The following is a 24,816-nucleotide window of genomic DNA, read 5'->3' as shown; positions in this document are numbered from 1 at the left end:
GGGAGCGGGTAAAATGAGTAAAATATCAAATGCACAAAAGCCTAAAAGAAAATCCCTTAGGCTTGTTGTGCAATTTTTCTTTTTCATACTTGTGTTGTTAATAGTTATTAATAAAGCTTTAGTAGAAAATGGACAGGGCATACCCTTTTTAGGACATATGTCATTACATGCTATATGTCCATTTGGTGGTATTGAATCATTATATAGTTTATTTACAGCTGGCGTATTTGTTCAAAAAATTCATGCATCTTCAATGGTTTTGACAGTGGCGGTATTTATTATATCAATCTTATTTGGTCCAGCTTTTTGTAGCTGGATTTGTCCTTTTGGCACTGTACAGGAGTTTGTTGGAAAAATAGGTCGTAAAATTTTTAAGAGAAGATACAATAACTTTATACCAGTAAAATTGGATTATTACTTAAGATATATACGCTATTTTGTTTTAGGGTTAGTGTTATATAATACGGCTGTTACTGCAAAGTTAGTTTTCCAAAACTATGACCCCTATTATGCATTGTTTAATTTCTTTACAAACGAGGTTGCTATTACAGCTTATATTGCTCTAATAATGACACTTGTACTGTCTTTATTTATTGAAAGACCTTTCTGTAAATATTTATGCCCTTATGGAAGTATTTTAGGTCTCTTTAATTATATAAGAATTTTTAAAATACGTAGAGCTGAAAGTACATGTATTAATTGTGGTGCCTGTGATGTTAGTTGTCCTATGAATATAAAGGTTTCCCAAAAAAATTCAGTTAATGATCACCAATGTATATCCTGCATGCAGTGTACTAGTGAGGCAGCTTGTCCAATAGCAAACACTGTTACTTTATCAACAAAGCTAAAACAGGAGGCTAAAAAATATGAGGGTTAGAAAGTTTGTTTTAGCAATATCAGTAGTAACTATACTTTTTGGAAGTATAGCTTTATCTTCTGTATTTGGTTTATGGAACACTCAAAGTAGTAAGATTCCTGTAAAATTTAAAAATGGTGAGTTTGCTGGAGAGTATAATCCTTTAGATATACGCGGTTCTTATACCTTTGAAAATATTAGTAGTTTATTTAATATTTCCTTAAATGACCTAGCAACTGCTTTTGCAGTACCAGAAGACCAACCAAAAGCAGAATTTTTGTGTAAATATCTCGAAGAGCTTTACGCTGAGTCAGCTGAACAAGGTAAAGAGGTTGGTACCCATTCAGTAAAAGTTTTTGTGGCTCTATATAAAGGGCTACCAATTGACTTAGATGATGACACTTATTTTCCTAAGTCAGCTGAACAAATTTTATTAAATAATGCAATACTTAATGATGAGCAAATAACATATATACAAAGCCACCTTGTAGAGCCGATACAAGTAAGTGAAGTGAATGAAACAAACAATAATGAGCAGAATAATGAAGAAAAAGTTGTTAATGGAAAAACAACTTTTAAAGAGATCATTGCAAAAGGTGTTGAGGTTGAAGAGCTTGAGGAAATTATTAAAAGTAAATTAGCTGATGAAAATCAAACAATAAGAGATTATTGCATTGCAAATGAACTTCAATTTTCAGAGGTAAAGTCAGAACTTGAGCAACTTATTAAAGGTGAATAAATAATAAACACTTATGTTTATAAAAGTAACTTCTTGAGGTTAATAAAATATTTAAAATGTGTTATAATGATAGTAATCCAAAAACCGCGTTAGGTGAGGTTCCTGTACAGATATATGCTGCTACCCGGAAACATCGAGAGATGCCAATGGGTTAACAGGTATTGCCGAATATAAGGCTCTACTTAATGTAGCTGGTTTATCCAAAGCTGTGCAGTGCTAAAGCTCAACGGGTGAATATGTAGCTACGGTTGCTTTAAGGCAATTGAATAGCATAATTATTTTGCAACGATTTGCAGAATATTTGAGTTATTGTAAAACCAAGGCTTCTTTCACTTGTTGAAAGAAGCCTTTTTGTTTTTGGAGTTTTATGAGGGTAACAATTTGCTTTAGCTACCCGTATAATAAACTGCTGACTATGCTTGTTTACATCGTTATAAGATACTATAAAATACACATACTATAGTATAACGTTATATACAAACAAACATTTTCTACAGCTTAGCATTGTTAACTTAGTTAGCAATATAATTTCGGAGGTGATGGAATGGACGGCGACCCTAGTAAATGGGGCTTAGTGAGTAACATAACCAATAGAGAAAGCTTATTTTGCCATACATTTTATTGCCATAAAGTGAGTGGCAAATAAGGTATCTCTTCGACTAAAAGGGAGGGATAACCATGTTACAGATTTTAAAAACTGTTGACAATAATCTTAAAGAATTACAGGACTTTGAAAACAATATTTGGATTAATTTAATTAACCCTACAGAGCAAGAGATTGACCGTGTTGGCAAGCTAGGTATTGATACCGACTATATAAGGGCTGCCCTAGATGAAGAAGAAAGATCACATATTGAGTCGGATAACGGTCAAATTTTAATTATTATTGATATACCTCTTATTAGAAAACAAGAAGACGATGACAATTTTCACACAACAATTCCGCTGGGTATAATACTGTTTGACCAAGGTGTAGTTACAGTTTGTTTAGCAGAAAACACCATTATAAAAGACTTTATTAAAAGAAGAATAAGAGGATTTTATACTAATTTTAAGAGCCGTTTTGTATTACAAATATTGTTACGAGCTTCAACTCGCTATTTAATCTATTTAAGAAGAATAGATAATAAAAGCAGTAAAATAGAAAAAGAACTGCATAAATCACTTAAAAATAGTGAATTAATAGAGCTGTTAAAACTAGAAAAATCACTGGTATATTTTTCAACATCCCTAAAATCTAATGAGGTAGTGTTGGAGCGTTTACGTAGAATGGGTGAGTTTAAGTTATACGAAGAAGATGTTGAATTATTAGATGATGTAATTATCGAGAATAAACAGGCCATAGAAATGGCAACTATTTATAGTAGTATTTTAAGTGGCACTATGGATGCCTTTGCCTCGGTTATATCTAATAACTTAAATATGGTAATGAAATTTTTAGCCTCTATAACAATTGTATTGGCTATACCAACAATAGTTTTTAGCTTTTACGGTATGAATGTACCGCTACCATTGCAAAACAATCCATGGGCATTTTTAGTGACTATAGGGGTATCTATAGTTTTCTGTGGAGTATCTGTGTATTTGTTATTAAAGAAGAAAATGTTTTAGTTACAATTATAAGACATCAACAGGGCTACTCTACAAAGAGAAGCCCTGTTTTTTACATATAATTAACGCATAAAAGCAAAGCCAAAGTAGGGGATGGCCTTGTGCCATCCTGTATCTGTTATAACGTAAACCTATCAAAAAAACTCCCACCCAAAATGACTGGCAAACCTCACGGTGGGGTCTGGCCTCAACAGGACTAGCTCTACCTTAATCATTTAGAAACATTATGGCTGAAAGAAATAACTACATTACCAGCACGAGGCCTGACCCCTGTTACAATTAACCGTTAGGCATTAATAAAAGGCTTAGTTAAAGCCTTTTTACATATTGCAGTTTAATTGAAACGTTATTCCGCAGAGCCTTACGGCTTTCTAATTGTTAAATAACCCACGGCTGTCAATTTCGCCGTACCAAAAAACCCGTCACCCAAAACGACAGGCAAACCTCAAGGTGGGGTCTGGCCTCAACAGGACTAACTCTACCTTAATCATTTACAAGCATTATGGCTGAAAGAAATAACTATCTCACCAGCACGAGGCCTGACCCCTGTTACAATTAACCGTTAGGCATTAATAAAAGGCTTAGTTAAAACCTTTTTACATATTGCAGTTTAATTAAAACGTTATTCCGCAGAGCCTTACGGCTTGCTAATTGATAAATAACCCACGGCTGCCAATTTAGTCGCACCAAAAAACCTCTCCCCCAAAACGACAGGCAAACCTCAAGGTGGGGTCTGGCCTCAACAGGACTAACTCTACCTTAATCATTTAGAAGCATTATGGCTGAAAGAAATAACTATCTCACCAGCACGAGGCCTGACCCCTGTTACAATTAACCGTTAGGCATTAATAAAAGGCTTAGTTAAAACCTTTTTACATATTGCAGTTTAATTAAAACGTTATTCCGCAGAGCCTTACAGCTTGCTAATTGTTAAATAACCCACGGCTGCCAATTTCGCCGCACCAAAAAACCTCCCACCCCAAAATGACTGGCAAACCTCACGGTGGGGTCTGGCCTCAACAGGACTAATTTTACCTTAATCATTTAGTAAGCATATGGCTGAAAGAAATAACTACTTTACCAGCACGAGGCCTGTGATAGGATTATTAAAAATTAATAAACTCATATGGTACCATGGTTAAAAGAAAGAGAGGTATTTATGATGAGTTATGAAATTTTAAAAGGACTATTTAAAGAATATGGTCATGAAAAGATACTGTTTGTAGGAATAGATATTGGAAAGTATAACCATGTAGTGAGTATTTGGAATGGGTATAGAGACGTAATCCTAAAATCTTATGAGTTTAATAGTAAAGAAAGTGGTTATAAAGAGCTAAGAAACAGACTAGATAGAATAATCAGCTTAGAAAACCCAAAGAAAATAATTATAGGGTGTGAACCATCAGGACATTACTACTTAAACCTAATGTATAAACTAAAAGAAGATTACTGTAATGCCTACTTTAGACTAATAAATCCTAAAGCAACAAAGTCACAAAGAGATACGGCTATGGAAAGAAATAAAACAGATTCTATCGATACCCAAGCCATCTTAGATTTATTAATACAAGGAAATTCATATAAAATGCCTTTTAATGACCATATTTTTGAAGAGATAAAAGAGGTAGTTAGAAGAGTAGATAATTATACTAAGCATAAAACAATATTAAAAAACCAGATACATGTTTACTTAGATGAACTTTATCCAGGGTTTGAGAAAAAAGGATGTCCTTTAATTGAAACCGTTTCAGGTAGTCAATTTCTTAACATATTACCTGAACCAAAGGAACTAAAAGCCATGTCAGCACAAGATATATTAGATATGTTTAAGGAACATGGCTACACTTTAAGAAAAGCCTATGCTATAAAATTTAGTGAAAGAGCTAAGCAAATGCTATTGCCACAGAAGCCTATTATTAAATCCAAGGTTCAAACCCTTACAGAATACATTGAAAGATATCTATTGCTTGAGAAATATATGAATGAGGCAACTATTATTTTGGATACCTTGTTAGCTAACTTTGAATTCACTGAAAACATTATGGAGCTAAATGGTATGGGCGTTATTACTTTAAGCAGAATAATTGCTTATCTTAACAACCCCTATAGGTTTGAAGATGGTAGTAAAGCTGCTCAATTTGCAGGGCTTACCCCTACAAAAAACCAGAGTGGCACTTCTGAAAAAAGAGAGAAAATATCTAGGATAGGACATACTCGTTTAAGAAGTGTTATGGTTCAATTAGCTCACCAACTTATTACTACAATAGGTTATTTTACAGCTTATTATAATAGACTTGTTATTGAAAAGGGTAAGAATATTAAACTTGCTATTACTGCAACAGCTCATAAAATCTTGAGAGTTATTATAAAAATGATTCATTCTGGTGAAAAGTTTAATCCCCCCTACTGCTAGTAATCCTTTATTTAATAGCAAAGTTAAAAGGTTTACTAAAAAATGTTTAATTGAAAGCCAAAATAAAAAAGTCCGTACAGGGACTCATCATATGCTAAATGCATACTTAACTCGAGTTTGATGGACTTTCACAGGCTTTTTTATTATAACATATTTTTGTAGGTAGTACTATGAAGGAAATTCGTTAGAGGAATTGTGTTTTTAAGCACGTGGGTCAGATTGTCTCAACCTTCATATCTCTTTTTAATATTGAATAGTACAATAAGTCACTGCTTTGCAAACTAGTAGCACACAGGCTAATACGAGACATGTTCGGTTTTTTGAATGTTTATATACTACTTTTACAAAAAATTTGCTGTTAATTTTTTAGGGTGTTTCTTTTTAAATTTTTTCAGCTTGACAATTCCATAGTATCTGACCCCTGTTGTAATTAAAACAAAAGAATTAAAGCACAGTTTAGTAAAGTGTTTATTTAGGCTCCATATTTAAGTATTCTTTAAACTTTTCGTCATTTTCAATAACACCTTTTAATGATTCATTAATGTTTTGAAGAGTTATTGAATACTCTTTTTTCATTTCATAAAGTCCAATAATTGGTATTTGATAAATACTTTTTGCGCTTAGTTTGTCATGTAGAGCTTTAATTTCTTTTTCAATATATTGCAGTGACTTAATAATTGTCTGTAGTTGCTCTTCATTTTTATCAATAACTGATTGAGTTAAGGAGTAGTCTAATAGACTCATATAATAATAGAAAAGAGTAGCATCATTATTATCTATTAAAATTGTAGGTGAAAAAGAAGTTTCAAAGCCATTATGTAATTTCTTTGCAAATTCCATATATGGAGTAGACTGTTCGGTCACATTATTTAAACGAAATATTCTATGATAAGAACTAGTTATTCTTTCGCTATTTATTAAATTATGTAATGTGCTATATAATAGTTTCTTATGAACCAAAACAGAATTAAATACAAAAACAAAGAGCAAAATACTTAAAATTATTAAGATTAAAATAAGTTTTTGTTTTTTCATTAGTATACTCCATTTGATTTTACACATTAGACTTGCTATTATTGACTTTAGTTCCCATACACTATATCAAAATTTACTTTAGCTGTTGGAGATGTAAAATATTCAGATATAATATAATCATTATAATCATCATTATTTAGTTTTATTTTTACATCATACTTAAAATATGCTCCAGCTTCTCCTTGTCCAGGAAAGTCATTTTCTGGATCTGTAGTGTTATGGTTCATTTCAGCTTTCCCACCGTGTCCATTTTTTGCTTTAGCATAACCAGAAGTTGTAGTACTGCAAAAATCAGTTTCTTTATTCATGTTATAACCATTGCCATGCCAAGCTACATATTCATTAAAACCAGTACCATCTAGGCTTTCAATTGTTGATGTAACCTTATAATAAGTGAATGTTAATGTTGATCCTCCCCATGGAGTGTAGATTGGTATTGTTAAAGTTTTTACTTTATTGTTGGGTAAATGGGAAAACACATTAGCACCAATATTTTCAGATTTAAAATCTATGTAGGTATATGACTCAATAGTAGAGACGCTAACAACTTCTTCTTCAGTCTCTTGACCTGGAGCATAATATTCGTACGTTTCATCATAATAGCTTTTTACTCCGCTAGAGTTAGAATTACTTTTAACAAATGTATCTAATTCATCATTAACTGTGTAAGGTTGTTTGTAAAAAGTAACTGTACAAACTTTATAGGAATTAGCATATTTATGTTCAATACCATAATATACAGGATTAACAACACTATTCTTCATAAGATTGCTTTCTAATTTAGTGTTATCTTCTATTATTGTCTTTTTGCTTGTCTCCATAATTTTTTTGTTAGCAATACTCATGTCTTCCACTGCTTCACCAAAATATTGTCGATATAAAGTACCATCATCCTTATTAGTCATAACACATGTAACTAAAGCTTTATGGTGTTTTTTTGAATAATGAATGCCTAAGTTAATCCAATTATTGTCCCATTCTATACTAGCAGGACCAACATATACTATATTATCATTGACAATTATGCTATCTAAAAGAGCAATAGTATCAAAACTTATGTTGTTACCAGCAATACGCAATATACCCTTTATTTTCGCTTTAGTTTTATTGGTATCTTCATCTTTTCCAATTACACTAAAGGAAAATTCTAAATTATTGTTGATTTCACTTGTATTATCTGTAGCCTTTAATACGCTGTTTATATTATTAGAAAAATTTACATTTTCAAGCGGATTAAGACTAAACTCCATTATTTCATTACTCTGTGCACTAGAGATTCCACTAAATACAACTAGAATTAAAGCAATAATTTGGATAGTTACAAAACTTTTTTTTAGCATGATATTTCTCCTAAATTTTATTTTTTAGTTGTAAAATGTTAACAACATATGTAGATTATATATAAATAATTAGTAAATATCAACTTTAAAAGTAAATATATCCTAAATATTTTATTAATTAATTATGTTTTTTACTATAATTATAACTATTTTTCGTAAAAATAATTATAATAAAAATATTATTCTATAATTTAGTATACAGTTTAACTTCATATCATATGTTTTAATCTATATATGTCAAAATATAGATTCACAGAACTAACAATTTATTTAATGGTTATTTAAGCAAAAAAACACGTATATACTAAGCAATAAACGCAAACTAACTACCAATATCATCTTTTTTAATTTAATTTAATAAAAATTAGGCAAAATGCATATCAATAATACAGGTAATATATTATAATAAACGCAAAGGTGGGGATAAATTGAATGAAGCCAATATCAAATAGTATAAAAATAAAAATACTAACTCTGTATGCATTTTCGCTTGTAGTATTCGGGTTTATTATGGCTACTCCTAGTGAAATTTTATTAGGACTAAAAAATATACTAACACAAAGCGATACTCTTATTACCGACTATATTGGTGTTGGTGGAATGGGAGCTACTTTTGTGAACTCTGGTTTGCTTACCTTGATTTTTATTTTTATGATTTATAAGTTAAAGGTAAATGTAAGTGGTGTTACAATAGCCTCGTTATTCACAATCTCAGGTTTTGCGTTTTTCGGTAAGAATTTATTAAACGTTTGGTTTATAATTTTGGGTGTTTATTTATACTCACGTTACCAAAAAGAAAAGTTTACTAAGTATTTGTATATAGCTTTATTTGGTACTGCCTTAGCTCCCTTAGTAACTGAGGTAATGTTTTCGGATTTTTTGGTACCTAATTTAAGAATACTATTGGCGGCTTTAATTGGTACCTTTGCTGGTTTTATTTTAGCTCCACTTTCCACCTTTTTGTTACGTGTTCATCAGGGTTATAACTTATATAATATTGGTTTTACAGCGGGCATAATCGGTACTATTTTTATATCGGTATTTAAATCCTATGGCTTTTTAGCAACCCCACGCCTAATATGGACTACCGGAAACAATACGGTATTAGGGCTTTATTTAATCTTAGTGTTTTTATTTATGATGGTTTTAGGCTATATTTTAGATAAAGATGCTTTTAAAAAATTTACAAATATACTAGAATACCCTGGTAGATTAGTAGAAGACTTTGTTTTTTTAGAGGGATTTGCAGCAACTTTAATTAACATGGCAGTAAACGGCTTGTTAGCAACAGCCTATGTTATTATAGTAAAAGGTGACATAAACGGACCAACAATAGCAGGTATTTTAACAATTGTAGGCTTTAGTGCTTTTGGTAAGCACTGTGCTAATATTGTTCCAATATTTTTAGGTGTTTTACTAGGATCAATTACTAAAGTATGGGCTATAAATGAACCAGCTATTTTATTGGCGGCCTTATTTGGTACAGGTTTAGCACCTATAGCGGGTGAGTATGGCTGGTTTTATGGTATTTTAGCAGGATTTATCCACTCCTCAGTCGTATTAAATGTAGGGGTATTACACGCAGGCACAAACTTATACAATAATGGATTTTCAGCGGGATTAGTAGCGGCATTTTTAGTACCTATAATTAATGCATTCAGAAAGGAAGAAGTTGAGTGAAACACGTAAATAAAAGACTGTGCAAAATAGTAGATGAGCTATTTACCTATTTTTTAAACATAGGAGCAAATGACATTACCGTAAATTTAAAAGACAATGATGACCACTATGCTTTAAACCTAACCTGTAACTACAAATTTATGGATCAAAAAAAGCTAGATAAACTTATAAAATACCTCAACTACCCTAAATCTGAGGCAATGGAAGAATACTATTGGGAGCTAGCTGGCGAGAGCGATACGGATACTGAGCTAACTATAGTAGGAATGATGACCGATGATAAAGTAATAGAGGTAAATGAAGATACAATTGAAATTAGGTTAAAGCGATTTAAGTGCTGTTGAAGGCAGGGGCTGTACTATAGCCCTTTTTTACGTTAATTAGCTTAATTATTATTGTTTTGTAGTGGCAGGTTTCCTGCCTTGGTTTGGGCTTACTGCCTATGGCTTCGCGGTTTAGGTATTTGACAAGTCAAATACGGAGTGGATTTGAGCTTCGCTCTACATGGTATGGTTCGCAATTCTGCTCACGGAATAATTACATTCACGTAAGCAAAGCGAAACGTATATTCACCATTTGCATAGCAAATCAATAACACGAGCTTTAGCGAGTCCACTCCATATTCCTAACAGGAATATCCACCCCGCGATGTTCAAAGAACGAGCTCACCCCTTCTATTTTTAATCAGTTAATTCATTTTTAATTAGCTCATCAAGATTATAATAATCAAAATTAATAATCCGTTTATCGTTTTCTATTGACTTGGTTGTAATAGCCAAAATATTGTTGTCAAACGAATAGTTAAACTTATCTTTACTCTCAAATAATACCACTGATTTTAGCGGACTTATTGCCATGATATTATTATCTGTGGCAATAAACAGAATGTCTTTATAGTAGTATTTTTTGTTAAAGTTAGAGAGCAAATTATAGGTTTTTGATTCACTAGTTGCAATATTAAATATATCAACTTTATTTCCTCTATAGTAATAAATTAACATATTATTAGTGTCTACTTGGTAGTTATTAATGTACTTATATTCGCCATTACTATAATAGTAATTAAGGTTTGTAAAATCTTTAATAAACTGTACCTTCATATTCTTTAAGTTAATAAAACCAATTATATTTGTAATAGGCTCTAAACCATTGGCTCTATCTTCTATGCTAAGATATTGCCAATCAACACTAAAATAAAGAAAATCATTTACATCATTTTTAGCTACATAAGGTAAAAATCTTTTAATATTTTGAGGTATTTCTAAGTTATGTTCTTTAAACAACTCAAATAAATCTATAGAGGCTAATTCTTTATTTTCTTTATCAAAGATTTTAAGTATAGAACCCATAAAATCCTCTGGATAGCTAGGATCACAACAACTATCATATTTTGATTTAAACTCATCTCTAACAGGGTCATAAATCTCAAATCTTAATCCATTATTATTTTTAATTAAACGTGGTTTGTTATTTACCCATTTAATCTTATCTCGAAAACTTCCTTGTAAGCTGGTCAGCTTTTTTTGCTTTATATTGTAGTATAAATATTCACCCTCAGTGCTTTCAGAATATCCTTGGTGAATTCTATAAAAAGCTAAGCCAGAGCTATTAGCTGCCCAGGTTATTTTATCAAACCAATTTTTTTGAAGTCCTCCAATAACAGTGAATTTTTTATTAGTAGTATTAAAAATATAAAATTTTGCCTGAGAACCGGTATTTAAAAACACCCCCAAAAGATATTTTTCATTAGGAGACCAGTTTAAACCCTCACATACTACACTGTCTTTACCAAAGTAAGTGCGAGAAATTAACATACCATTATTATCTCTTATAACTAAATAGCTATTATCTAAGTAGGCATATTTTTTACCACTGTTCGATTTAGCAATTTTTAGATGGTTAGGGTAAATAACAGGTTGTATTTGAAAGTTTTTATTAACATAAGCCAGAGTATTGTTAGTATCTGAAACAATAAATTTTTTATTACTCAAAGAGCTAACCGATAATTGAGAGTTATTAGGTATCTCTACTTTGCAACCCAAATTGGTTTTTTGAAATTTAAGATCTTTTAAACTTTTATAGTTCATTAAAGATTTAACTTTTATTGTGTCATTATTATTAAAGCTTTCAAAATAAAACTCTTTAGAGAACCCTTCACATTTAACTGTAAAGCTTTCATCATAGTTTACTTCTTTTAACAGGATATACTCATTATCTCCAATAAAAGTTTTATCTCTAAAACTAACAATTGCTCCAATAGGAACATGAATAGTATAGGTTTGGGGTTTTGCAGGTCTTACTTCAATTGGTATGTTTACCCTAATTAGCTCATTAGCTAATGAACTAAGCGGTATGTTTGTAGTATTAGAGTAGTTATTAAAATTATAATCTTTTTCATATTCTTCTGTAATTAAATGAAACTTCTCAGTTTTATCATTAAAGCAGTATTCTAGTTTTAAATCTTGTTGGCTATAGCTTTTATCTTGATACTTAAAGCTAAAACCTTGGGGCAGTTCATTTAAATCTACTACGTATCTATATACAGGTTGTGGAGGTTTAGGAGGTTGACTTGGTTCAGCAGTTTGTTCAGGTAATGTAACACTTTTTGCACAAGCTGTTAACATAATAGTTAAAGCTAAAATAATAAGTAAAATTGAACTCATCTTGTTTATAATAATCAACCCCTATGTATATAAAATCTCAAAACAATCATTATTTTCATTATATCATATTTGGTCTGGTAATATATTTTTTCTAAGTTTAATAAGTTTAGATATTTCAGGTAAATATATGTAAATATTATGAAAAAATTTCTTAATCAATGGTATTCCACCAAATATTTAGCTATGTATACATATATTTTATTTCAAATAAACTAATAAAGCTATATCTAAATGGTTATTTATAAAAAACTACTAGTAAGTATAACTATACTTTATATTTATATTATGAAACAAACATATTTTATGAAAGATTTCAATAATCTTTAACAAAAATATATAAAATATTAAAGGATTTCATACGTTCAATATCAAAGAAAATACTGGAAAACAATTTACGAAGGTGATAATTAATGAACTAGTATTACGCAAAACATAATTTTAGGTGAATAGAATAAAAATACTATTAAATGTTGATTAATTTATTAACTCAGAAATGGAGACTATGTGTAATGATAAAATCTAGGTTATGTTCTTGTATGATGCACAAAATAAACAAGCAAATTGAAGATGATTGTAGACAAAAATTAAATGATTTATGTACTGACCAAAACATTAGCTGTGCTTATATTATTGAGAATAAAACAAAATATTTAAAAATTTTGCACACTAATAAAAACAGTAGTTTTATGTTTTTAAGCAATAATTACCCTATCAGCAAAGACTTAGATATAGGCTCTTTAACTAACTCTAGTAAATTAATTGATATCGTAAAAAAATCTTTTATTAAAGCAAGTGAAATATCAAACTTTAATAAGCTAAAATACTATCATCAGGCCCCTATATTAGGACCAGAGGGTGATCTATATGGCTTTTTTGTGGCAATGAATAAACAAAATAATTTAAAAGAACATAAAAAAGAGTTAGATACATTTGTGAAACTGCTTAATGGTAATTTGTATATTAGCAAATACACTAGTATTGCACTGGGTATTATTAAAAAATGTAGTGAGATTAATAACTGTAATGAGTTTCTTGTCAACGCAGAATCTGAATGCCTCTATTGTGATGAACAAATGATAATAAGTGATTTAAACAATAGATTAACTAAAGCAATAAAAAGAAGTGAAAAAATTTTAACTGAAGGTAAGTTTATTAATTATATTGGTTATTGGATATGGGAGGTTGGTACTAAACATATTCATGTCTCAGAGGCTGGTAGAAGAATATTAGGTCTTAACTACAATCAAAAAATTATATCGTTAGAGGACCTAAACAAAAAAATACATCAAGAAGATAAAAGTAAAGTTACCCATTCATTACAATTATCATTACAAAATAAACAACCTCAATTTTTGGAATTTAGAGTTTTAAATCAAGAAAACAAATATATGTTATTACAGTGTCGAAGAGAGGTTATAAGCAATAGTAAAGGAGAAGTGATACAATTAGTATCTTCTGTACAGGACATAACCAAACATAGAATCTTTGAAACAGCTTTTGAAACGGGTAACAATAATAGAAGAGACTTATTTGAGTCTGCTTGTGAAGGGTTCTTTTTTTATACATATTCTAATGAAAATATTTTCACTTATGTAAGCCCGGGAGCGCAAGTCCTATTAGGTAAACCTATTAGTGAAATAATTGGAAGTGATTGGAGAACGTCAATAAATTGGATAGACTGTGATGAGTTATTTGATTGCAATTATTTTGCTAACGATAGCTTTTCAGAGGTTTTAGAATATGTTCATCCTAATGGTGAAAAAAGGGCATTATTATGTTCATCTATTTCAGTAAAAGATGGAGATGGAGAAGTTCTATACCATCAGGGATTGGCTCAAGATATAACCAAACAAAAAGAGCTAGAGAGTGAAATTTTAATTGCCAAAGAAAAAGCCGAATTTGCAAGTAATGAAAAGAGCCGAATTTTAGCAAACTTAAACCACGAATTAAGAACTCCCTTAAATGCTATAAGTGGCATAGTTCATTTATTAAATGATCCTAACCTTACATATCAACAAAGAAAATACCTGCAAAAACTGCAAATAGCTTCAAACTGGTTAAATGATATTATTAATAATACCCTTGATTTTTCTAAAATTGAAGCAGGAAAAATATCTTTAGAAAAAATACAGTTTAGTTTAAGGACTAGTTTAGCTAAGTCAGTGGAGCTTTTTGAGCAACGAGTAGGTCAAAAAAACCTAGTTATTAAGGTAAAAGTTAATGATGCTGTTCCGGATTTAATTATTGGAGACCCAGTAAGAACTATTCAAATTATAAATAACTTAGTCTCTAATGCTATTAAATTTACAGATTCTGGGGTGATTATGTTAGAGATAGATGTCAATAAGATTAATGGTAATGTAATAGAAGTTAAATTTACAGTTAAAGATACTGGCATTGGCATAGCTGCAGATAGTTTAGATAAAATATTTCAAGCATTTACGCAGGCAGATGATTCTACCACTAGAGAATATGGTGGTACAGGGCTTGGTTTAACAATATGTAAACAATTAACAGAGTTGATGAAAGGTGAAATTTGGGTTAATAGCACTGTAGGAGTTGGTAGTGAATTTAATGTGGTTTTACCATATTTAATAAGTAAAAATAATAAAGAAGCAATTAAAACCTTAACCTTAAAGAGTAATAATAATAAAAATCAGGTTTTAATAATTGGAAAAAAGGATACAGGTTTTTTACTTAACTCAGTATTAAATAGTTTAGATTTGTCGGGGGAAATATTAGATACCTCCATTGAAGGTTTAGGTTTATTAAAGAACATTAATAGCAGTGATTATATTTTATTTATTATAGATTTAAGCGAAAAGGATTTAATGGTCTCTAAGCTTTTTGATTTTATAATTAAAAGTGGAATTCTTAATGCTCCTACAATTATTATTAAAGATGACTATAGTGAATTAGATAATCAATTAATGGTAAATAAAATGGATAAAGTTAAGGTTATACATAAACCTTTAAATACCCAGAAAGTTGCAAAAGTTATTTTACAGCTAATTACAGAAAAAAATAAAGACCCCAACCTTATTAAAAATCAAATAAATGGTATAAAAAAAGTAGCATATAATAGCTCTATTTTAGTTGTAGAAGATGTTAAAATAAATCAACTTGTAGTACAGGAATTACTAAAAAAATGTAGCTTAAACGTAGAGATTGCTAGTAATGGAGTTGAAGCTTTAGAGTATCTTAAACAAAATAACTATAGCTTGGTACTAATGGATATAGAAATGCCTATAATGGATGGTTACACTGCAACAAAAAAAATAAGAGCGTTAGATAAAGAAAATGCCAAAAAAGTACCCATAATAGCCATGACTGCTCATACCCTAGATGGAGACAAAACATTTAGTGAAAGAACGGGATTAGATGATTACATAACAAAGCCTATTAATCCTAAAATATTCTATGCCGTAATTCGCAAGTGGTTAGCAGTTAATAAGCTAATAAAATTTAAACCCAAAACAGCAATTACTACAGAGTTATGGTTTGAAAAGCTTAAGCAGATACCTTTGTTTAAACTGAGTGAGGTAATGGAGGTAGTTGAGGGTAACTATAAGTTGTATAGAAATTTATTGTTATATTTTTTAAGCTACTTAAAAGAATCTAAAGATAAATTATTAATAGATATGTATAATCGCAATGAGAGCAATATTAGTCACACAATTCATGATTTAAAGGGTATCTCTGCTACTATTGGCGCATTTCAATTAGCAGATAAAAGCGCCTTACTAGAAAAATGTTTTAAAAATAAATCAGACGACCTGCTTTATGAATTAGCTGGCTACGGTATTTTAATGAAGAAATACATAAATGAATTAGAGCAACTATTTGCTACTAAAGAGCAGAATGTAATCATAGTTTAAAATAAATCAGAGTAGCGCATAAATTTTGTTAGTTTAATATGTGTTATAATAAATAAAGGCAAGCTAGTAGTAATTTCTTAATTTATAGAAATTAATTACAATTAAATTAGTTATTTCAAGGATTATGATATTAAACGAAATGATAAAAGACATATTTAAGATTGATATGATTATTTAGGAGATGGATTTATAATGAGATATCCTTGTATTAAAATTAGCAAAAGTAAGATTTTTGATAATGCCAAAATTATAGTAGATAAATGTAAAGAGATTGGAATAGATGTATGGGGTGTAACAAAGGTATGTTGCGGTGACCCTACAATAGCTAACATAATGAATGATGCAGGAGTTGTGGCTTTAGCAGATTCGCGTATTAGAAATATTGTTAGATTAAATAAAGCAAATTTAAATAACTTAGTATTATTAAGGATAGCAATGATGTCTGAAATTGATCTTATAATTCAATATGTAGATATTTGTTTGGTTTCAGAAATTAAAATTTTAAGGGCCTTAAATAAAGCCGCAAATTTTTATAAAACACAGCAAAAAGTAATGATTATGATTGATGTTGGAGACCTAAGAGAGGGAGTTTATTATAAACGTGTTACCAAATTTTTAAGTCAATTACCCAAAATGAACAACATAGAGATAGTAGGAATTGGCACAAACTTAACATGTTTTGGGGGTGTTGTTCCTACAGTAGAAATTTCTCAAAGACTTATTCAGGTAGCACAATTGTTTAAAGAAGTGTTGAATATTGATATAAAAATTTTATCTGGTGGTAATTCCAGTAGTTTAGGATTAGTATGGCAAAATAAAATGCCTGCTGGTATTAATAATTTACGTATTGGTGAAGGAATTATGTTGGGCAGAGATACCGTACACCAAGGAGCTATTGAAAATACTCATAATGACACTTTTATTTTACAAGCAGAGATTATTGAACTAAAATACAAACCCTCTATTCCTGATGACAAAACTGGTTTTGATGCCTTTGGCAATATACCTGTGTTTAAAGATATTGGCTGGCATTATCGGGCATTGTTAGCTATTGGTAAACAGGATGTTTTTCCAGAGAGATTAGTTCCTATAGATAAAAGCCTAAAAGTATTGGGAGCTAGCAGTGATCATCTTTTGGTAAGTATGCCTAATAATCATGTTTATACTGTAGGTGATACTATAGAGTTCACACTTGATTATGTGGGGGTTTTAAATACTATGACTTCTCCGTATGTGAAAAAGATTATTATATAAAAAAACAGGCGTTTTATTAGAGCCTGTTTTTTTATAAATCTAAAGTTATGAAGATGCAACAATAAAATCAGTATTTTTACTTTCAGTGAGCTTAGCTATTCTTTCTTGTTCGGATAATGCTTTTTGGTTGTGCTGATTAACTGTCAAACACTTACCATCTATCAAACTAGTATAAATTTTACCTGCGGCATAAACATTACCTTTTAAATGGGGAGCATCAAGAAGCCCAATTTTTATAGCCTTAGTAATCACATTTGGGTCAGTATAAGGGTCTTTACCTGCTACAGCAAGCTTAGCTATTGCAGCTAAAAGAATTTTTGCTTCTTTTAGCAATTCTTTTTTTCTCTTAAAAATGGCTGGATCTAAAGCCACGTAAGGTAAACCAGTTAAAGTATTGTTAATAACACCCTGTACTATTTTACAGCTTTCGATAACATCCTCGGGCTTGGCAGCATGATTGGCTTCAGAAAAACCTACAACATGTACAATATCGGGATTTAAACTCATGGCTAAATGAATAGAGGAGGCCAGTTGACCTTTAGCTATATTTAAATCAGTTGATAAACTAGCTAACCCGGTGCGTACTTGTTTAATACTGCTAAAGTTGGTATCATGCAAACTATTTATTAAAGATATTTTAGCTAGCATTTTAGCTATATCCATATTATAATGGGTGCCATATGGAGTATTTAACATGTACTGAGCAATGTAGTTTTTAACTCCTAAAGCTTTGGCATTATAGGCAGCTAAATAGGCCATAACAACTGCAATAACATCTGGGGCATGTCTTAAACTCCAATGATGAGACTCATTGACCTCAACAGGTATGTTTTTCTTAGCATGCCATGCTATAGTAGCTTGATTTTCAGTTATTGCCTCCACCAGTGGTCTGTTTGATCTACCATCTAAAACACTATACCAACAAAGAGGTATGGCAGCCCAAGCATTGTGAATAGTTGTAGCATTTAGTTCGGCCCATTTTTTTAAATCTCTAGTACCACTATAACAACGAAGTAACGGATAGTTTCCTTGTTGAGCTGCTTGATATAGTTGCTTCATGTGTTGCTTTGTTCTAATTGCTACTCCACCACCACCCTCTAACATACTATCCATTTCAGTGGGTCTAAAAAAAGAAAACTGAGCATTTTGGTCTGGGCCAATAGAAATAATATCTAAAACTTTAGCTTTTGCAATCTTTTCTATGCCTTTAATGGTTTTTTCTACTTTAGGTAAACCAAAATGATGTCTTAAAAGTGGAAAAGGCTTTTTATTTTTAAGTCTAGTAAGTAAATCACTGCCTAATAACTGCTCACCCTTTGTAGAGATGTCTGCATTTAAGAATTGCATTATTTCAGAGACTTGTTCACTGCCATCAAATATCTTTGTGAAAAAATTAAATTTACGTGCTTCAACAGCAACCGATGGAGTGCAACCACAAAGAAATTGGCACTTATCAATTAAGCCTAATTCAGTAGCTTTAATCTTTAATAACTTAAATAAACGAAAAGCAGCATTTGGATCCAAGCGATAGCTTACTCCAACAATATCGGCTTTAGTTTTTTTAGCTGTTAATAATAACTCATCAATGTTAATTGCAGGACCTAAAAAGCGAGTTTTATAGCCATTTTGCTGTGCTAAATTTAAAAAGTTTATGGATCCTGCCACGTGAACGCAGTTTCCAATGGCGGCAGCTATAATTTTAAGCGGATTCTTTTTCGTCATCACTATTCCTCCCATTAATAACATAATTTTCTATTGAATTTTTATTTAAACTATTTAGACCCATATCAAATATGGTTCTGCCAGTTAGAGTGAAATCTTTATTGCAAATAATTGATGCAATGTTGATTAGGGAGTTGATGGTTGTAGTTTTTACTTCTAATAGCTTGCCAATGCTGGCTAATGGAATTAAACCTGTTGGTACATCTTCATATAAGTAACGAGTTTGTAAGCTACTTGGGGCTATAATGCCTTTATATGAGTGGGTATTATGAATAGCTGAGTATAAATCTTTACCTTTGGAGCCATAGGCTTGTAGTAGCCATTTATGTGCAGATATAACATTTACTCCTAAGGATTTAGCAATGGCAATACGTTCTTTATCTACTTCTTCTATTATACTAGCTACAGATTTTGTTACTCCATCGGTATAAAAATTAAATTTTTCTCCGTTTTCAATTCGGGATGAATTTAAGATGGTTATTATGGGGTGAAATACAGCTCCTATATTACTAAGGCTTGTTTCAATAACGCTTTTACAGGGAACGAATTGAGGTATAGCTGACTTAATGTGGCTAATTACTTGTGGAATTTTATAACCGGGAAAAGCAGCGATAGGAACAGATTTTTTAATGCCATAAACTTGGCAAAGGCCTGGTTTAAGGCTTCTACAAGCATATATTAAAGTTTGTGCTTCAGCAACAACAATATTTTCGTTTATATATCTGCTAAATTCCAGAGCGCCACCTGTGCGTCCAGGGTTTAGAATAACTATTTGATCTTCTGTTAAATATGGGGCACATGTTATTGCAACATCTTTATGGGCATCTGCAGGTACTACTACCATTATTATATTAGATCCTTTAAGAGCATCCTTAAGATTAGTAGTAATTATACTTAGTTTACCAAATCCTCGAATAGCTCCTATTAGATTAATACCTTTAATTTTTCTAATAGTCCGTATCTTATCAGGATCAGGGTCATATAAGTTAACTTTAAAACCCTTTAAAGCCAAATGGCCTGCCAAAGTTTGTCCACCATTGCCTGCACCTAAAATTGTAAAAGTTGGCTTGCACTTTAGTCGCGATTGTAGGCATAAATTATCAATATTTAGTTTTATGTTTTCAATAATAAGTCTCTCCTTAAATTATTTTTTGAAAATGTTAATTTCTCTTTACAAATATATGTTACTATAGTATTATAAAGGATTTGCCTATTGTTTGTCAAAATCTTGGACTAATTAGTAGCAAAAAATGACGAAAAAAATAGTGAGTAAGGGGTTTTTAGGTGAAAATAGCACTTGTTTATACCGTAGAAGAAAAGCGTCAATACCGACCGCATAATCAACATGGAGTTACACAACTACAAGGAACTAATCATAATATTTGCCAGGCTTTACGTGGCAAGGGACATGAAGTAATAAGCCTACCAGCAGACTATAGTATGATGCAGAAATTACAGCAAATAAAACCAGACTGTATTTTTAACAACTGCACCGGAATACATGATAAAAGCAGTCAGCCTCAAATAGCTGGAATGTTAGAGCTTTTAAATATCCCTTTTACAGGATCTTGCCAATTGGTTCATAATTTAGCCCTCTATAAACCATTGGCAAAATTAATATTTCAATCTCAGGGTTTACCTACCCCTAAATTTCAGGTTATTAAACACTCAGGCGAAGAATTAAATAATGACTTACAATATCCATTAATAGTGAAACCAGAGCATGAAGGCTCTAGTATAGGAATATCTAATGATAGCATTGTTTATAACGAAAGTGATTGTATTACAAAAGCTAACTATATAATCAATAACTATCAGCAACCTGCTTTAGTGGAAGAGTTTGTTATTGGTCGAGAATTTACAGTAGGTGTATTGGGCAATGAAAACCCTCAAGTACTTCCTTTTGTTGAGATTGCATTTAAAAGTAAGGGAGGTTTTTATTCTCATAATGTAAAGTCATTAGATGGAGTAGAAACAATTTGCCCAACAAATGTAGGTGAGTCACTAAAAAAGAATATTGCAAGTGTAGTCCTAAATGCCTATAAAACTTTAGGATGCTGTGATTATGCCCGTATAGATATTCGTTTAACAAAAAACGAGCAGCCCAAAATTATTGAGGTTAATACACTTCCTGGATTACAAAAAGGATATAGCGATTTTCCAAAAGCTGCTTTAGAGGCTGGAATTTGTTATGAAGATATGATAGAACGTATAGTAGAATCATGTATAATAAGATTTAATAAAAGGAGAAATTAGAACTATGAGCGAAATAAGCAAAAACTCTAAGGTGTTTTTGAGAGAAGTTACTAAAGATACAGCACGCTCTATCATGAAATTAGAGGTACATGATTATCAAAAAAACTATGTTGCCAGTAATGCAGTTTCTATTGCCCAAGCATATTTTGATGAACATGCTTGGTTTAGGGCAATATATGCCGATGATACACCTGTAGGATTTTTAATGTTATATATTGATACAGAAAAGCCCGATTTTTACTTATGGCGTTTTATGATAGATAAACAATATCAAAAGTTAGGCTTTGGTTCAAAAGCTTTACAACTAGTAATTGAGTATGTGAAAACATTTGCTAATGCTGAAAAAATTGAGTTAAGTTATGTACCAGGTGAGCATAGTGCTGTTAACGTATATAAAAGATTGGGATTTGTAGATACTGACAGAATGGAAGAAGACGAACTGGTAATGGAACTTAAGCTAAAATAATAAAATCTAATAAAATAGGTATAATACAAACAGGCAGTGTAGATACTGCCTGTATTGTTTTGTTAACAAACTTTACAAATGTACTTAAGGCCACTACAATATTAAACAGTTTAAGTAAGAAATAGGAGAGTAGAGTTATGAAGAAAAAACTTATGACAATAGCAACTGTAGCTTTAATTGTCATAACAATTTTCTATATAAATAGTAGAAAACCAGAGACTACAGATAAGTTTTTGATAGATCCAACTTTATATGAAGATTGGCAACTTTTAATACTAGTAAATGAAAACAATCAATTAAGTAATGATTTTGTGCCTCAGGATTTAGTAGAGTTAAATAATTTAATTAGAGTTAATGATAATAGGTTGTATTTAGCAAATAAAAATGTTGCAAAACACCTAATTGAATTATTACAGGACTTTAAAAAAAGTTGCTCTAAAAACTATGATATCAGAGTTACTAGCGCCTACAGATCATATGATATACAAAAAAATCTTTATGATAGAGTTCCTGAGTATAAACGAAAAGGTTACGTAGCTACGCCAGGTTGTAGCGAACATCAAACGGGCTTAGCAATCGATATTGCCCAGGCAGGGGTGCGCTCTAACCAACTACAGCACACCGAGTTTTATAAATATTTACAAACTAATGCCCACAAACATGGCTTTATTATTAGGTATCCTGAAGATAAACAATGGCAAACAGGCGTAAAGTTTGAGCCATGGCATATAAGATATGTAGGTAAAAAACATGCAGTTAAAATATATGAGAGTAAATTAACTTATGAGGAATACTGGCAATCAATTTATAATAAAATTTATACTTTGTAACTAGATAAAATAATAAAATTAGTACTTAGGTATAAAAATAGCATTATCCTCACTAAAAATTGTAAAATAGCACCTTACCCTGTACTGCAGTACAGGGTTTTTTAGTTGTTTCTTTTAAATAGTAAGCTTTTTTTATTTAAAACTTTTCCATAAAAAAATTTTAAAAAAAACATACATGCAAACATATGTTTGTAGTATAATAATACAAAGGGGGTAGAAAAATGATTGTGTTTCATGTAGATGTTAATTCGGCATATTTAAGTTGGGAGGCAGTATATCGGTTACAACATGGCGCAAAGTTAGATTTAAGAACTATTCCAGCGGTGGTTGGTGGTAGTGAAAAAAGCCGTCATGGTATTGTATTAGCAAAATCTATTCCCGCCAAAAAGTATGGTGTAAAAACAGGAGAGCCTTTAGTTAAAGCAAGACAAAAATGCCCCAAACTAGTATCGGTGCCAGCCCGTTATGAGCTATACATGAAAGCCAGTAATGCGTTATATGATTTACTACAAACCTATTCGCCATTTGTTCAGCGATTTTCCGTGGATGAATGTTTTATAGACTATACAAGATCCAATCACTTACATGGTGACCCTATTGATGCTGCTTATAAACTAAAAAATCAAATAAAAGAGCAGTTTGGGTTTACCGTAAATGTAGGGGTTTCATCAAATAAACTACTTGCCAAAATGGCATCGGACTTTAAAAAACCAAATAATGTACACACTCTTTTTCCAGAGCAAATGGCAGAAAAAATGTGGCCCTTGCCTGTAAGTGATTTATTTATGGCAGGCTCTGCAACAGTTCGCAAGCTTTTAAAAATAGGCATTACCACCATAGGAGACTTAGCCAAAGCCGATGTTAATTTACTACGAGCCCATTTAAAAAGCCATGGAGAACTAGTTTGGCGTTACGCCAATGGCATAGATGACACTGCGGTACATGTGGGTGATTACCTGCCCCATAGAGGGGTTGGCAATGGTTCAACCATTGCATTTGATGTTACAGATAAAAAAACAGCTTATAAAATACTATTATCCTTAACCGAAAAAGTAGCAATGCGTTTAAGAGATGGTGGTTTTACAGCTCAGGTTGTTAGTGTATCCGTAAAAAGTAGTGAGTTTGTAAGGTATTCTCATCAAATGAAACTAAGAGCTCCTACAGATGTAACTAACGAAATTTATTATACAGCCTGCCAGCTTTTTGATGAGTGCTGGCAACATGAGCCAGTAAGACACCTAAGAGTAAGGCTCTCTCAGCTAAAACAAAAAGAAGAAAGCCAGATGTTAATAATGAATGCCAAACAACACTATAAATTACAAAACATAGATAAAACCGTAGACTCTTTACGAAAAAGATATGGCAACAATGCATTAACTCGGGGGGTATTTTTACACAGTGGTCAAAGACCAATACTAGGTGGAATTGTAGAAGAAGATTATCAAATGATGAGCAGTATTCTATAGGGGGAGGTGTTATTATGCGTGTAGTTTCAAAGCCTATAGATATGATAACGTATGTTTCAGTAGCTGGAATTCCTAAACCTGTACGTTTTCTTGCCCAAGGTAAAAAACAAAAAAATTATGTAGTAGATATAAAAAAAATTTTAGAATGTAAAGAAGAGCGTTTAGCTGGTAATCAAATGTATGTATATAAATGCCAAACAGAGCTCAATGGTGAAAAGCGATTGATGGAGTTAAAGTATGAGGTGGGGCAGTGTTTGTGGTATTTGTTTAGAGTCTAGTAAAAGGTTATTTCCACGGAGGCTTCCATAATTAAGTTTATTTCTGCGTTGTACGCATAAAAATAAGACAACATATATAGGTATATATTATGTTGTTCTATTTTTATACTACGCCTTGAACTAAACTCAATTCTGTAAACCATGGCATAATGACAAGCTTCAATTGTTAAATCATTGCTTTTTTCCACGGACGCTTCTTAGAATGATCTATCTCTGGCTTGGCTAGTTTTTTTAATGTATCAAATCAGCCAATCAATAACCTATCAAGAATATGTATTCATGTAGGGAACGCATTACATGCGTTCCGCTGTATGGCATAGCTAGTATTA

General features: G+C 31.4%; 19 protein-coding genes and 1 riboswitch. Of the genes, 13 read left to right on the top strand and 6 right to left on the bottom strand.

Translation table 11 applies throughout. The features are described 5' to 3' along the window. Positions 1-13 precede the first annotated feature (13 nt). Both IMX26_RS07675 and IMX26_RS07670 read left to right on the top strand, forming a co-directional pair. Positions 14-877: a 4Fe-4S binding protein gene (locus IMX26_RS07675; RefSeq protein ID WP_195161084.1), complete on the top strand. Its 864-nt coding sequence runs from the start codon at positions 14-16 to the stop codon at positions 875-877. Next, the gene (locus IMX26_RS07670; RefSeq protein ID WP_195161083.1) at positions 867-1,595 is read left to right on the top strand and encodes a hypothetical protein; all 729 of its coding nucleotides are present in this window, start codon (positions 867-869) and stop codon (positions 1,593-1,595) included. Before IMX26_RS07675 ends, IMX26_RS07670 begins: the two co-directional genes overlap by 11 nt. 78 nt (positions 1,596-1,673) lie before the next feature. Continuing rightward, positions 1,674-1,835: riboswitch (M-box (ykoK) riboswitch) on the top strand. Positions 1,836-1,848: 13 nt separating this feature from the next. On the opposite strand, the gene IMX26_RS07665 is transcribed toward IMX26_RS07670, so the two are convergent. Further along, positions 1,849-2,049, bottom strand: a complete 201-nt coding sequence (locus tag IMX26_RS07665; protein ID WP_195161082.1) for a hypothetical protein — start codon at positions 2,047-2,049, stop codon at positions 1,849-1,851. Positions 2,050-2,273: 224 nt separating this feature from the next. On the opposite strand from IMX26_RS07665, the gene IMX26_RS07660 reads away from it, so the two are divergent. Beyond that, positions 2,274-3,206 (top strand): magnesium transporter CorA family protein, encoded by a 933-nt coding sequence (locus IMX26_RS07660; protein ID WP_195161081.1) that lies wholly within the window; start codon positions 2,274-2,276, stop codon positions 3,204-3,206. 1,126 nt (positions 3,207-4,332) lie between these two features. Next, on the top strand, positions 4,333-5,619 hold the full coding sequence (locus tag IMX26_RS07655; protein WP_195161080.1) for an IS110 family transposase: 1,287 nt from the start codon (positions 4,333-4,335) through the stop codon (positions 5,617-5,619). Positions 5,620-6,087: 468 nt separating this feature from the next. Here IMX26_RS07655 and IMX26_RS07650 read toward each other — a convergent pair whose 3' ends face one another. Then, a complete protein-coding gene (locus tag IMX26_RS07650; protein ID WP_195161079.1) occupies positions 6,088-6,654 on the bottom strand; it encodes a hypothetical protein in 567 nt (188 codons plus the stop codon). Between the two features lie 47 nt (positions 6,655-6,701). Continuing rightward, positions 6,702-7,994: a hypothetical protein gene (locus tag IMX26_RS07645; protein ID WP_195161078.1), complete on the bottom strand. Its 1,293-nt coding sequence runs from the start codon at positions 7,992-7,994 to the stop codon at positions 6,702-6,704. Positions 7,995-8,426: 432 nt separating this feature from the next. On the opposite strand from IMX26_RS07645, the gene IMX26_RS07640 reads away from it, so the two are divergent. After that, on the top strand, positions 8,427-9,674 hold the full coding sequence (locus IMX26_RS07640) for a DUF1576 domain-containing protein (RefSeq protein WP_195161077.1): 1,248 nt from the start codon (positions 8,427-8,429) through the stop codon (positions 9,672-9,674). Continuing rightward, positions 9,671-10,018, top strand: coding sequence for a hypothetical protein (locus tag IMX26_RS07635; RefSeq protein ID WP_195161076.1), 348 nt, complete (start codon positions 9,671-9,673; stop codon positions 10,016-10,018). Before IMX26_RS07640 ends, IMX26_RS07635 begins: the two co-directional genes overlap by 4 nt. 336 nt (positions 10,019-10,354) lie before the next feature. Here IMX26_RS07635 and IMX26_RS07630 read toward each other — a convergent pair whose 3' ends face one another. After that, the gene (locus IMX26_RS07630) at positions 10,355-12,337 is read right to left on the bottom strand and encodes a hypothetical protein (RefSeq protein ID WP_195161075.1); all 1,983 of its coding nucleotides are present in this window, start codon (positions 12,335-12,337) and stop codon (positions 10,355-10,357) included. A gap of 509 nt (positions 12,338-12,846) precedes the next feature. On the opposite strand from IMX26_RS07630, the gene IMX26_RS07625 reads away from it, so the two are divergent. Both IMX26_RS07625 and IMX26_RS07620 read left to right on the top strand, forming a co-directional pair. After that, positions 12,847-16,215 carry an ATP-binding protein gene (locus tag IMX26_RS07625; RefSeq protein ID WP_195161074.1) on the top strand — a complete coding sequence of 1,123 codons (3,369 nt, stop codon included), beginning with the start codon at positions 12,847-12,849 and terminating at the stop codon, positions 16,213-16,215. 192 nt (positions 16,216-16,407) lie between these two features. Beyond that, a complete protein-coding gene (locus IMX26_RS07620; protein WP_195161073.1) occupies positions 16,408-17,469 on the top strand; it encodes an alanine/ornithine racemase family PLP-dependent enzyme in 1,062 nt (353 codons plus the stop codon). Between the two features lie 45 nt (positions 17,470-17,514). On the opposite strand, the gene IMX26_RS07615 is transcribed toward IMX26_RS07620, so the two are convergent. Next, positions 17,515-19,191 carry a methionine synthase gene (locus IMX26_RS07615; protein ID WP_195161072.1) on the bottom strand — a complete coding sequence of 559 codons (1,677 nt, stop codon included), beginning with the start codon at positions 19,189-19,191 and terminating at the stop codon, positions 17,515-17,517. Further along, a complete protein-coding gene (locus IMX26_RS07610) occupies positions 19,169-20,245 on the bottom strand; it encodes an NAD/NADP-dependent octopine/nopaline dehydrogenase family protein (protein WP_279324898.1) in 1,077 nt (358 codons plus the stop codon). Before IMX26_RS07610 ends, IMX26_RS07615 begins: the two co-directional genes overlap by 23 nt. 230 nt (positions 20,246-20,475) lie before the next feature. Here IMX26_RS07610 and IMX26_RS07605 point away from each other — a divergent pair, with 230 nt between their 5' ends. From IMX26_RS07605 to IMX26_RS07585, 5 genes are all read left to right on the top strand, one after another. Continuing rightward, positions 20,476-21,447, top strand: a complete 972-nt coding sequence (locus IMX26_RS07605; protein WP_195161071.1) for an ATP-grasp domain-containing protein — start codon at positions 20,476-20,478, stop codon at positions 21,445-21,447. Between the two features lie 4 nt (positions 21,448-21,451). Then, complete coding sequence (locus IMX26_RS07600; RefSeq protein ID WP_195161070.1) at positions 21,452-21,913, top strand: GNAT family N-acetyltransferase; 462 nt, start codon at positions 21,452-21,454, stop codon at positions 21,911-21,913. Positions 21,914-22,050: 137 nt separating this feature from the next. Next, a complete protein-coding gene (locus tag IMX26_RS07595) occupies positions 22,051-22,743 on the top strand; it encodes a M15 family metallopeptidase (protein ID WP_195161069.1) in 693 nt (230 codons plus the stop codon). 221 nt (positions 22,744-22,964) lie between these two features. After that, positions 22,965-24,209 carry a DNA polymerase IV gene (locus IMX26_RS07590; RefSeq protein WP_195161068.1) on the top strand — a complete coding sequence of 415 codons (1,245 nt, stop codon included), beginning with the start codon at positions 22,965-22,967 and terminating at the stop codon, positions 24,207-24,209. 14 nt (positions 24,210-24,223) lie between these two features. Next, positions 24,224-24,487 (top strand): hypothetical protein, encoded by a 264-nt coding sequence (locus IMX26_RS07585; protein ID WP_195161067.1) that lies wholly within the window; start codon positions 24,224-24,226, stop codon positions 24,485-24,487. Positions 24,488-24,816: the final 329 nt, after the last annotated feature.

It is taken from the genome of Clostridium sp. 'deep sea' (assembly GCF_014931565.1).
In the GTDB taxonomy this organism is placed as follows: Bacteria; Bacillota; UBA994; order PWPR01; family PWPR01.
This window is presented reverse-complemented; position numbering and strand designations above follow the sequence as displayed.